The sequence below is a fragment of the Fervidobacterium sp. genome, assembly GCF_059913585.1.
This window is the reverse complement of the sequence record NZ_DBOLZL010000012.1, coordinates 80,065-92,122: the sequence shown is the minus strand read 5'-3', so window position 1 is coordinate 92,122 and position 12,058 is coordinate 80,065. Positions and strand designations below refer to the sequence as shown.

Annotated in this window: 13 protein-coding genes; 7 read left to right on the top strand and 6 right to left on the bottom strand. The window is 38.8% G+C overall.

What is annotated here, in order from left to right:
* Positions 1-30 precede the first annotated feature (30 nt).
* The 7 genes from AC3M61_RS03790 (at position 31) to AC3M61_RS03760 (ending at position 7,334) form a co-directional block, all read left to right on the top strand.
* Complete coding sequence (locus AC3M61_RS03790; protein ID WP_500779571.1) at positions 31-1,704, top strand: uridine kinase family protein; 1,674 nt, start codon at positions 31-33, stop codon at positions 1,702-1,704.
* 38 nt (positions 1,705-1,742) lie between these two features.
* The gene (locus AC3M61_RS03785) at positions 1,743-2,261 is read left to right on the top strand and encodes a metal-dependent transcriptional regulator (RefSeq protein ID WP_500779570.1); all 519 of its coding nucleotides are present in this window, start codon (positions 1,743-1,745) and stop codon (positions 2,259-2,261) included.
* Positions 2,261-2,533 (top strand): DUF4911 domain-containing protein, encoded by a 273-nt coding sequence (locus AC3M61_RS03780; protein ID WP_500779569.1) that lies wholly within the window; start codon positions 2,261-2,263, stop codon positions 2,531-2,533. The genes AC3M61_RS03785 and AC3M61_RS03780 overlap by 1 nt, the downstream gene beginning before the upstream one ends.
* A gap of 96 nt (positions 2,534-2,629) precedes the next feature.
* Positions 2,630-3,208 carry a GNAT family N-acetyltransferase gene (locus tag AC3M61_RS03775; RefSeq protein WP_500779568.1) on the top strand — a complete coding sequence of 193 codons (579 nt, stop codon included), beginning with the start codon at positions 2,630-2,632 and terminating at the stop codon, positions 3,206-3,208.
* Positions 3,209-3,322: 114 nt separating this feature from the next.
* Positions 3,323-3,847, top strand: a complete 525-nt coding sequence (locus tag AC3M61_RS03770; protein WP_500779567.1) for a cob(I)yrinic acid a,c-diamide adenosyltransferase — start codon at positions 3,323-3,325, stop codon at positions 3,845-3,847.
* Positions 3,844-5,349, top strand: coding sequence for a histidine ammonia-lyase (gene hutH / locus AC3M61_RS03765; RefSeq protein ID WP_500779566.1), 1,506 nt, complete (start codon positions 3,844-3,846; stop codon positions 5,347-5,349). Before AC3M61_RS03770 ends, hutH begins: the two co-directional genes overlap by 4 nt.
* Positions 5,346-7,334 carry a methyl-accepting chemotaxis protein gene (locus tag AC3M61_RS03760; protein ID WP_500779565.1) on the top strand — a complete coding sequence of 663 codons (1,989 nt, stop codon included), beginning with the start codon at positions 5,346-5,348 and terminating at the stop codon, positions 7,332-7,334. Before hutH ends, AC3M61_RS03760 begins: the two co-directional genes overlap by 4 nt.
* A 73-nt stretch (positions 7,335-7,407) precedes the next feature.
* Here the strand turns inward: AC3M61_RS03760 and AC3M61_RS03755 are convergent, their stop codons facing one another.
* The 6 genes from AC3M61_RS03755 to hflX all read right to left on the bottom strand — a co-directional run bounded on the left by AC3M61_RS03755 (position 7,408) and on the right by hflX (position 12,033).
* Positions 7,408-7,815 (bottom strand): hypothetical protein, encoded by a 408-nt coding sequence (locus AC3M61_RS03755; RefSeq protein ID WP_500779564.1) that lies wholly within the window; start codon positions 7,813-7,815, stop codon positions 7,408-7,410.
* 2 nt (positions 7,816-7,817) lie between these two features.
* Positions 7,818-8,105 carry a 30S ribosomal protein S20 gene (gene rpsT, locus AC3M61_RS03750; protein ID WP_500779563.1) on the bottom strand — a complete coding sequence of 96 codons (288 nt, stop codon included), beginning with the start codon at positions 8,103-8,105 and terminating at the stop codon, positions 7,818-7,820.
* 99 nt (positions 8,106-8,204) lie between these two features.
* Positions 8,205-9,395, bottom strand: a complete 1,191-nt coding sequence (metK, locus tag AC3M61_RS03745) for a methionine adenosyltransferase (protein ID WP_500779562.1) — start codon at positions 9,393-9,395, stop codon at positions 8,205-8,207.
* Positions 9,392-9,721, bottom strand: coding sequence for a hypothetical protein (locus AC3M61_RS03740; RefSeq protein WP_500779561.1), 330 nt, complete (start codon positions 9,719-9,721; stop codon positions 9,392-9,394). The genes metK and AC3M61_RS03740 overlap by 4 nt, the downstream gene beginning before the upstream one ends.
* 5 nt (positions 9,722-9,726) lie before the next feature.
* Complete coding sequence (locus tag AC3M61_RS03735; RefSeq protein WP_500779560.1) at positions 9,727-10,749, bottom strand: M23 family metallopeptidase; 1,023 nt, start codon at positions 10,747-10,749, stop codon at positions 9,727-9,729.
* 12 nt (positions 10,750-10,761) lie between these two features.
* Positions 10,762-12,033 (bottom strand): GTPase HflX, encoded by a 1,272-nt coding sequence (hflX, locus tag AC3M61_RS03730; protein ID WP_500779559.1) that lies wholly within the window; start codon positions 12,031-12,033, stop codon positions 10,762-10,764.
* Positions 12,034-12,058 lie beyond the last annotated feature (25 nt).

Below are 12,058 nucleotides of genomic sequence, written 5' to 3'. Positions count from 1 at the left end.
CCAACATTCACAAGTGGGAGGGAAGGATATATGGAGATGCTTAAAATCTATGTCAATGGAGAAACTTACGAAATAGCTCCGGGGACAACATTAGAACAAATTGCTAAAGATTATGAGAAAAAAACAGGAAAGATGGTGCTCGGTGCAAGATTAAACAACTCTATCGTTGAATTATTCCGACCCATATATCGCTCAGTAGAAGTCAGTTTTATTACACTCGACTCACAAGATGGAATGAGGATATATCAACGTGGTTTACTATTCATCTTACACGCGGCCGTTAGGAGTTTGTTTAAAACCTACGCTCTTAAAGTGTTACATACGATTGGTCACGGAATATACTGCGAAATAAGAGATAAAAATACACCTGTAGAACTCTCTGAAGATGATGTGAAAAACATTGCAAACGAAATGAGAAAATGGGCTGAAGCAGACATAAGGTTTAAAAAGAACGAATTACAGAAAAGCGAAGCGATTCAACTCTTTGCTTCTGCAGAAATGGAAGATAAAGTAAAGCTTTTAAAATACAGGAAGAAGAAAACTGTCAAAGTATACGAAGCAAATGGTCATTTTGACTATTTCTATGGTTACATGCCACCATCCACAGGGTACCTGAAATGGTTTGATATTGTCAAATACGAACAAGGATTTGTCCTTCTTCTTCCTGTGGTTAAAGATGGAAAAATTTCCGTACCTGCATTCAAACCGTTACCAAAACTATCTGCCGTTTTTCTTGAATACTCAAGATGGCTCGAAATAATGGAAATAAACAGTGTTGGAGAACTAAATGAAGTGATTGCAAAAGGCGAACGAGCGGTAACTGATTTAATAATACTTGCAGAAGCACTCCATGAAAAAAGAATAGCTATGATATCCGAAGAGATTAAGAAAAAAGGGAACGTCAGGTTAGTTCTCATTGCAGGTCCTTCATCTAGTGGAAAGACAACATTTTCAAAAAGGTTGATGATACAATTGAAGGCAAGCGGTTTTAAGCCTGTTACTATATCCTTGGACGACTACTTTGTCGACAGGGAAAAAACACCTCGCGACGAAAATGGAAACTATGACTTTGAAGCACTTGAAGCAATAGATGTAGATTTGTTTAACAGAAACTTAGTTGACCTTTTCAATGGTAAAGAAGTTGAAATACCAAAATTCAATTTCGTTACGGGAAAAAGGGAACCAGTGGGAACAAAGATGAAAATCGACAAGGACCAGATAATAATAGTTGAAGGTATACATGGTCTCAATCCAAAACTAACAGAACTTGTGCCTGAAGAACTGAAATTTAAAATCTACGCAAGTGCACTCGCTCAGCTCAACTTGGACAATGTTAACAGATTACACACAACCGATGTAAGGCTCTTAAGAAGAATGGTGAGGGACAGCAAATTCAGAGGGCACGATGCACTTGCAACACTAAGAATGTGGGATAGCGTGAGACGTGGAGAGGAAAGAAACATCTTCCCCTATCAAGAAAATGCAGATGCGATGTTCAATAGCGCACTTATTTACGAAGTGTCTGTTCTCAAAATCTTTGCAGAACCTCTCTTGGCAGTGGTTCCCGATGATGTGCCTGAATCAACGGAAGCTAACAGGTTGTTGAAGATACTTGATTACTTCTTGCCTATCACTAACATTGAAGACATTCCACGAACGTCCATTATAAGAGAATTCATAGGTAGGAGCGCTTTTAGATATTAATTTCAAAAACTTTAATGGAATATAGCGAGGTGAGGCATGTGGAAAACCAACTTGGACCAACTGAAAGAAAATACCTTCTGGCAGTCTACCTGACACTGAACGAAATGGGATGGACAAGATTGAAAAAGATATCGAACTTTTTAAGAGTTAAGATGCCTTCAGCAAAGCAATTTTTGGAAAGATTGGCAGATGCAGGTCTACTTTATTATGAACACAGAGGTGGTATCTCTCTAACACCAGATGGAAAAAGAATTGCTGTTTCAGAAAACGCACGGTTTAATGCAGTAAAGATATTCTTTTGTGAAATTTTACAACTTTCCCCAGAGGAAGCGGATGAAGCAGCATGGAACATATACTTCAATCTAAGTGAAAATACGGTAAATAAATTCTCAGATTTTGCAAGGTTTCTCTTCGAAGACGAAGGAAAAGAAATTGTTGAAAAATTCAGAAAATTCCTATCGCAACCGCGCAAAAAGTTAGCACCGTGTCCATTAACAACGCACATCTTTGGTGCTGAAAATACTAAAGAACATACCAAGGAGGAAGCAGAAAAGTGATGAAAGTGATGAATGATGATAAATTAAACGTTCAGGAACCCGTTGAATACGATATACTAGTAAAAATAAAAAAAGAAGACGTTCACATCTTAAACTATTTACTCGAAGCTGAAGATAATGTTATGAACATAAGAAGTTTCGAAGGTGAATATCTCAAAGTGATTGCCACAAAAGATACAGTAATTGACGCAATCAGGCTTCTTGAAAATGTAAGGAGTTTAGTCGATTTGGAAATCGTAGCATTAAAACCGAATAACGGAAGTGCTGGATAACACTTTCGAGAATAACGAAAACCCCAACACGCTTTTCTGTTGTTGGGGTTGTTTTTTGTTAAATACTGCAAGTTTATTACTCCTTGGGGGGATAGTATGGGGATTGATTTCCAAAGGCTAAACTTGCCTGTTCAATTCAAAGATTACATTCTGCGGTCTGTTTCTTTAGATGATATCGAAAAGGCGTATTTGATGCGCAAGAAAGTTGCCGAAGAAAGTGATACGATACTTTCCACACCCGATGAGATAACGCTGGAAGGAATGACAAACTGGATAAAGAACTGGCTATCCATGGAGACCAAGTTGTTCTTAGTTGCTGAATACGCTCACGACATAGTCGGTCAATTGTGGGTGTGGTTTTTGGATAATAAGAAAAAGACAGCGCACGTTGCTGAATTTGGAATGGAGATTGTAATAGAACACCGGGGTAAAGGACTTGGTTCAAAGTTTACGGAAATAGCTATTGATTGGGCAAAAAGTAATGGAGCTATCAGAATTGAAGCAGAAACACTGGAAAAGAACATCCCCATGCGGAAAATATTAGAAAAATATGGCTTCCAGCTTGAGGGTAAAAAAAGATGTTATCTTAAAAACTCAGATACTTACGAGAACGTGGTTTTTTACGGAAAGATTTTGAAAGAGCAAGAGTGCATAGAACAGAACTTTCAAAGATAAAGCATTATAAAAGTAATAGACCGGGTTTCCTGAGTTTGTGAAAACCTGTGAAAGCTAGTATAATAAGTTTTAGACAAGACAATTTAATTCTAAAAAATTTGGAGGGGACAAATAATGTCAATTACGACCAAAACTGGCGACATGGGAGAAACAAGTCTTGCAAATGGGGAGCGCATATCAAAAGCTCACCTTAGGGTTGAAAGCTATGGAACTGTAGATGAACTGAACTCATTTTTGGGACTGGCTAAGCATTTCCTACCTGACAATGAGAGGGAAATTGTAGAACAAGTACAAAAAGACCTTTTTAGACTGGCTGCTGAACTGGCGAAAGGAGAAAAATTTGTCAGGTTGATAAATGATGAAGATGTTGAAACACTTACAAAATATGTTCACACCTACGAAGAAACTGTAAAGCTTGATTCTTTTGTTCTACCGGGTGAAACTATTCCAAGCGCTTATTTAGATGTATGCAGAACAATTGCGAGACGAGCAGAAAGGCTCGTTGTACGCCTTTCACAACAAGAACAAGTAAGACCAGAAATTATAAAGTATCTGAACCGGCTTTCCGATTTGCTTTACATAATGGCTCGTTTTGTAGAAGGTAAACACTTAACAAAGATAAGGGGAAGTGAGTTATGAAAGTATCAACACCTACAAATGGAATCCATGTGACCATCGACGGTGAACATCTCACCTTGGAAGATGTTCATCTTGTAAGTCGAAAGTATGCTCATGTTGGGATATCTTTAGAAGCATATGAAAAAATAAGAAAGAGTAGAGAAATTGTCGAAAGATTTCTTAACATAGGTAAACCCATATACGGTGTCAATACAGGATTTGGCGCACTTGCAAACATTCGAATATCAAAGGAAAAACTTAAAGAACTCCAAAGAAACATAATTCTCTCACACTCTGCAGGTATAGGCAATTATCTTCCTGAAGACTTTGTGAGAGCAATGATATTAATAAGAGCCAATGCACTAGCCAAAGGACTCAGTGGTGTTAGACCGATGGTTGTGGAAAAACTCGTGGAGCTCTTGAACAAGAAAATAACACCTGCTGTTCCAGAAATAGGTTCAGTTGGCGCAAGTGGTGATTTAGCTCCGTTATCGCACATTGCAATGGTACTAATTGGAGAAGGAAAAATCATCAAAGATGGAAAAGCTGTGGTCTTCAAGCCCTCAGATTACAATTTCCAACCGATACATCTGGAAGAAAAAGAAGGTTTAAGTTTGATAAACGGAACTCAGTTCATGGCTGCACACTTAGCTTTAATCGTGCGTGATTTAGAAAGACTTATGAAGATAGCCACCTTAGTTGCCGCTTCAAGTGTTGACGTACTTCTTGGGACCCCTACAGCGTTCGATGAAAGGATACAAACCGCAAGACCGCATCCAGGTCAGATAAAAATTGCGCAGATGCTCAGGGAATTTCTCGACGGAAGTCAAATCAGAGACAGCCACAAGAACTGCGGGAAAGTGCAGGATGCTTACACACTGAGAACGATACCTCAAGTTTACGGGGCTGTCTTGGATACTATCGAATGGGTTAAGGAAGTTGTCCAACGTGAGATTAACTCTGCTACTGACAATCCTTTGGTTTTCGAAAACGAAATCATCAGTGGCGGCAATTTCCATGGAGAACCTTTAGCTCTTTGCGCAGATTACTTGTCAATCGCACTAACTTCTCTGGGAAATATGATAGAAAGGAGAATAGACAGATTAGTTAATCCCAAGGTCAACGAAGGTCTACCACCGTTCCTTGCTGGTGGTGAAGAAGGTTTGAACAGTGGTTATATGATTTGGCAATACACGGCCGCCGCTCTATGTAACGAAAACAAAGTTCTTTCACATCCAGCAAGTGCCGATTCCATACCAACTTCAGCTTATCAAGAAGATCACGTCAGTATGGGAGCTAATGCTGTAAGAAAACTTAGGAAAGTCCTTGAAAACATTGTCTCACTGATTAGCATCGAAGCAATGCTCGTTTCGGTTGCTTTAGATTCTCGAAGACCTTTGAAGAGTTCTTGTAAAATTGAAGAGTTTTATGGTAAAATTGATGTAAAACTATCAGAAGATAGATATTTTGGCGAAAATTTTGAGAAAGTTAAACAAGTGATTCTTGAGGAGGTGTTCTCATGAGTTTGCGAGCAAAACTTATCTTGTCTTTAGTTTTGGTTGGTGTTGTTGCGTCCGTTGTAAGTGTCTTCGTCTCGGTGCTCGTATCTATTTCAATAGTTAGGGATGCTGCAGCTCAAATTCAAACTCTTGTTTTGAACTCTGTAAAAAAGGACGTAGAAATTTACATAAACGATATTGTTAAACCGTTGTATGAATATTCAGCCAGTGGTGCCATATCACCGTATATGATGAATACAACAGACGAATTGGGAATTTCACAACTCGGCTGGGGAGTTAGAAATGCCTACAGCGCATTAAATCAGAAAGGTTATGTAGACGTCTTTGTAATTCTGCCGGATAAACGAGTTGTTTCTAAAGACGGGCTTGTCGATATTAAATTTCCAAATGATATAATTGAAAACATTCTGACAGGTAAGAAAGACTATGATATTTACATACCATATGAATATGATGGAAAACAACTTATTCTGGTGGTTGCCACTGTAAAAGATTTTGGAGAAAACGTTATTGGAGTCTTGGCTGGAATGTATCCTCTAGATGATTTACAAAAAATGGTTTCTAAAACAAAGATAGGGCAATCAGGTTATTTGGCACTCACTTACGGAACCTTAACAGTTGCTCATCCAAAAGCTGAATTCATTGGAAAACTTGACTTAGCTAAAGAGGAAGGAACTAAAGAACTTGCACAGGCTATTATTTCAAAAACCAAAGGAACAGTTGTTTACAATTTCAACGGGAAAAAATTCGGAGCATTTGAAAGGATAGGAAGTTACAATTTGACAGCTATCGGTATTATTCCATACTCCGAAATTACAAGTGCTGCTCGAAGGATTATAATGTCCGGTGTTTTTGCGGGAATAATCATCGCCCTTGGTGCAGCTTTGATTGCTCTCTTCCTAACTGACACTATAACCAAACGTATCAATCATGTCGTTGAGGTTGCTCAGAAAGTTGCGAACAACGATTTAACAGCCGAAATTTCCGAAGACCAACTTGGTAAAGATGAAATTGCTGAACTTGGACGTGCATTTAAGATACTTATAGATAGCTTTAAACAAACGGTTGGTGAGGTTATGAAACTTGGAGCACAAGTTTCGTCTGTTTCTTTCATGCTTGATGACCTTGCAAAGAATTCAGCCGAAGCGGCAATGGCATCTAAAGAAACAGTCCAGAAAACAACGCTTGAGGTCCAAGATATCGCCGCAGCAACACAAGAGGCAAACAGTGGAATGGAAGAGATTGCCGCAGGCGCTCAAAACATAGCAAGATATTCAGAGAAACTATCTCAAAGTGCTGAATTGATGAAAGAAAATGTCACAACTGTTTCGCACAGAATGTCAGAAGTTGAGACATCAGTAGGTGAAATCAGAACTGGTATGGGAGAATCATTAAATGCTATAGTTGAGCTAACGAAATTCTCGAATCAAATCGGAGAGATAGTTGATACTATTTCAAGCATAGCAGAGCAAACAAACTTGCTGGCACTGAACGCTGCAATAGAGGCAGCCCGTGCAGGTGAAGCAGGTAGAGGTTTTGCGGTTGTTGCTGATGAAATAAGGAAACTTGCCGAAGAGAGTAGGCAAGCAACTAAAAAGATAGCAGAGATACTTGGGAAAATAGGTGAGCAAGCGAAAAAGGTTGAAAAAGTGACGACGGGAGTAAGTCAAAAAGTGGATGGTTATGTTGCAACAGTTAAAGAAGCTGGAGAAAGTCTGAAGATATTGATAGAAAAGATAGAAGAAGTTTCGAAGATGACAACCGACTTAGCAGCAACGGCTGAAGAACAGAGTGGTGCAACAGAAGAAGTCAGTGCTGCGATGGATAAAATAACAAAGAACATCCAAGAAGTGGAACACGATATTGAAGAAATGGCAGCCCAAATTACAAATCAAGCAGAACAAGTTAACGAAGTTAAGAACTATTCAGACGAACTATCAAAAGCTGTAAGTGATTTGAACGAATATGTGAAAAGATTTAAGATTTGAAATTTGGAAAATCAGAGTTAAAAATCCCCCGCCGTAAAGTGCGGGGGATTTTTGTGTTTATTCAATTTAACATTTACTCTTCTTCTTCCTCTTCGATTTCATCAAGGAGTTCTTCGTAATGCGGTTTCAGTTCTTCTTGTTCCTCTTCTTCAAGGCTCTCTATGGTTCTTTCTTTTATCTCTTCTTTTGCTTGTCCAAGCGGGTGAGCAGGGTCCAACCTTCCCGAGAATATCTCTATCTTTTCTCCGTTCTCGTAGATATACTCTTTCGCATTCACTGGGGTCTTTAACACTTCAAGAACGATTTGCATAACTTCCTCATCCAGGTCCTCGTTTTCTGGAAACTTGATGATAAGAGAGCCATTTTCGAATTTTACTTCGCATCTCTTTTCTTCAACTAACCTTCTAAGTTCTTCATTTTTCAGTGCGTAGTCTGCTCGCTGTTCACTTACAGTCAGTTCCATCACGTAGTAGAACGACATCCTTACACCCCTTGCTCTTTAGCAGCAACATAAGCCTTAACCTTTGCTGCTAATCTTGATTTCCTCCTGCTTGCTTGGTTCTTGTGGATCGCGCCTCTTCTTGCTGCCTTATCGATAGCACTTTGAGCTACTCTGAAGAGTTGTTGCACTTCTTCAACAGGTTTGCCTTCGGCTAAAGCTTTGAGAACCGCTTTAATCTTGTTTTTCATACTTGTTTTGTAAGCTTTGTTGAGTATCCTTCTTTTCTCCGACACTCTTACACGCTTTGCCGCTGACTTTGTGTTAGGCATACGAACAAATCCCTCCTACTCTTTCGTTTTTCTTTTTTCTTCCTAATCAATTCCCCATCCGTAGATGGGACTTCTTCTTTCCGTCGTTCTAGTAAAAAATTACAAATTGAACGCTGCTCTTAATTCTTTAACCATGTCGGTCTTTTCCCATGTGAAATCAGGGTCGTTCCTACCGAAGTGACCGTATGCCGCTGTCTTTTTGTAAATTGGTCTAAGTAAATCAAGCTTTTTGATAATGGCCCCAGGTCTGAAGTCAAAGAGCTCTGTTATTACTTTCAACAATTTTTCTTCGTCCACTTTTGCTGTACCAAATGTATTTATCATTATCGATACTGGTCTTGCAACACCGATAGCATAAGCAACCTGAATCATAAGCTTATCTGCCAAACCTGCTGCAACAACGTTCTTAGCAACGTACCTTGCAAAGTAGTGTGCAGACCTATCGACTTTTGTGGGGTCTTTTCCACTGAATGCGCCACCACCATGAGGTATAGCTCCACCGTATGTATCAACTATAATTTTTCTTCCTGTAAGTCCAGTGTCCGCAGAAGGACCACCAAGAACAAAACGACCCGTTGGGTTTACCAGAATTCTCATCTTATCATCTCTTAAGTTTTCGGGAATGACTGGATCAATTACATATTTTATAAGTGCTTCCTTAATTTCTGGAATAGTAACATCTGGTTCGTGCTGTGTAGAAATCAACACGGTATCGACTCTTACTGGTTTGTCGTTTTCATCGTATTCGATGGTAACTTGCGTTTTACCATCTGGTCTCAAGAAAGGCACTGTTCCATTCTTCCTAACTTCCGCAAGTTTCATGGCGAGTTTATGTGCAAGCATTATTGGAAGTGGCATAAATTCTTCTGTTTCGTTTGTTGCGTACCCAAACATCATTCCTTGGTCACCAGCTCCGATTTTCTCAAATTCATCTTCTGCTTTTTGACCTTCTTTGTACTCTGCTGCTTCGTCAACACCAAGTGCGATATCTGGTGATTGGCTGTGAATTGAAGAAAGAACTGCACAAGTTTCACCATCAAAACCATACTTCGCTCTTGTGTAACCAATTTCAAGAACCGTCTTTCTTACAATATCTTGGACGTCAACGTATGCTCTTGTTGTTACTTCACCTGCAACAACAGCAACACCTGTGGTGAGCAACGTTTCAACAGCAACACGCGCCTTTGGGTCCTCTGCAATAATCGCGTCTAAGATGGCATCGCTAATCTGGTCCGCCATCTTATCTGGGTGTCCTTCCGTAACACTTTCGCTCGTGAACAACCTTCTCATCTCTCTGCCTCCCTTTCATAAGTTTCTTTTGATATGAACTTCCCACCTTCTATTTCGATGCTCACTGGCTTGTAAGAGCCTGTGAACTTTGCTCTTAGTTCAATCTTATTGGGACACTTTGAACCTACGTAAATTTTCTCAATTTTGAAAGGTGCTGACCTGTTATCGTAATCTATTATAAAGTCATAGCCTATACGCAGATGGCTTCTGAATACCTCGCCACATTTATTACACTTGATGTATACAACTAAAGCGTTGGATTCCTTATAAAACGGGTTCTTTTCCAAATCTGCTTCTGTTTTTTCTCTCTTTTTGAAGAAAAACATATCAATCACCTTCTCTGAACGTTGAAAGAAAACTTCCCGACGTTTCCAAAAGCATCACTTATTTCAAGCACTACTTTGTACGAGCTCATGTTATAATCTTTCACTCTGTTCACTTTGACATAAGGAAGTGTCTCATCGCTATACAACTTGTAATATCCTCTATAAATAAGTGCGGTCATTACAGAGCGTTCATCATACAGAGAGTAAGGTTTCTCCCAGTATTCCATAGGTAACCTGTCAAGTATTATATGATACACCAAATCACCTGAAAAGTACACTTTTATTTCTTTAATTCCAAGTAAATTTTTCGCTAATTCTGTGTACGTTTCAACAGCTATTTTTGGGTACGTTCCGTAAAACTCATATGTAGCATTTTCCGAATACGAGTATTCTTTACCATCTATTATCAAACTTTTCAAAATAATCCCCATTTGGACAGGTTTCAACAAACTTTTGTCAATAAAATCCAAGGGGTTGTAGATGTTCTTTTCCTCTTTGTCTCGAACCTCGAAATGACAATGTGGTTGCGCAGCTTCACCGGTCTTACCAGAATAACCTATTACCTCACCTGCAGAAACTTTCCAATCATCCGCTAAAAACTCAACAACAATCCTTTTGGCTCCAAATTCTTCCCTTAACATATTTGCCAATTTTTCATATTTCTCTGCGAACTGTGAAAGATGAGCATACAACGTTCTGTAGCCATCTGGGTGCTCTAAAACTACAGTGTTACCATATATGTTATCCAAATCTATCTCCAACCTTCTTACAAAACCGTTAGCAACCGCCTTGATTGGGATTCCTTCTTTAAGAAAAGTACTAAAATCTATTCCAGAATGGAAATGTGGAACCTTTCCAGTGGCTCGGAACTCCATGAATGTAGCGGTAATATAAGAACTATCTACAGGTAGTTGATACAAAGCTACAAGCAAAGATGGCACAAAAGCTATAAAAAAGAAGCTGACAAACAAAACTAATTTAAAGCGGTTTAAAAAATGTCTAACTTCTAATACCTCTATTACCTCCATCTTCTCCTCTCCTTACAGATAAGAATTCTCAACCTTTGAATTCAAAACACGTTCTATCTTGAGCACTATACTCTCAGGTCCACTTATTTGGACGAAATCAAACTCACTTGAAGAAGTTAACTTTTCTATAGTCACGTATTCACAATACTTAGAAATTAGTCCGTAATCTGAATGGTTTATTCTAAGATTAACGTGAATATCAAAAGATTTAAAATATTCCTCCATCTTTGACAACAAACCATTTAAACCCTCTCTTTGTTTTGCAGATATGAAAACCCCATGAGGGTATTCGTATCTTATAAGCTCAAGTTTGTCATCCGGTAGAGCATCTATTTTATTAAAAACAAGAATTGTTGGCTTTTCATGAGCTCCGATTTCTTCTAACACGCTGTATGAGGCGCGGATTTTGTCTTTGTAAAATGGGTCCGAAATATCAACAACAAGCAACAAAAGATCCGAATAAAGTATCTCTTCCAGTGTTGAGTGGAAGGCCTCAACAAGTGTATGAGGCAACTTACTTATGAACCCTACTGTATCACCAACAAGGCAACTTCGACCACTTGGTAATTTAACCTTTCGGATAGTAGGATTTAATGTGGAAAAGAGTTTATCTGAAACAAGTATATCTTTTTCACCTGAAATCGAACTCAACAAAGTGCTTTTCCCAGCGTTCGTATAACCAACAATTGAAACAAGGTAGTATCCACTCTCCAATCTGGACTTCCTTGCATTTTCTCTGTTGAGTTTTAATTTTGCGAGTTCCTTTCTCAAAGTCGAAATTCTTTGTTTTACCTTTCTTTTATCAAGCTCAAGTGCGGTTTCACCTGGACCTCTTGTACCTATACCTGCACCAGGATTTGACAAATACAAACCTTTTCCTCTCAGTCGAGGCAACTCATAAATAAGTTTTGCCATTTCTACTTGTAGCTTTCCTTCGTGAGTTGTTGCATGTCTGGAAAAAATTTCAAGGATTACCTGCGTTCTATCAAGGATAGGAACATTTAAAACGTTTTCTATGTTTCTTTGTTGAATGGGTGTTATTTCATCGTCAAAGATAACTACATCAATTTGGTTTTCTTCACAGAAGTTCTTTATCTTCTCTAATTTCCCACTACCGACGTAAGTTGCCGGGTCTGGTTTTTCTCTGCGTTGAATTATTGTATCCAAAACCTCTATATCCAGTGTCTTACAAAGTAACTCCAATTCTTCAACAGATTCCCTTGTTCTATAGTCAAGAGCTTGTGCTATCGCTACTATAACTCCGTTTTTCCTAAACTCTGTCATCCCCCTTCCACAAATAAATTTCTGA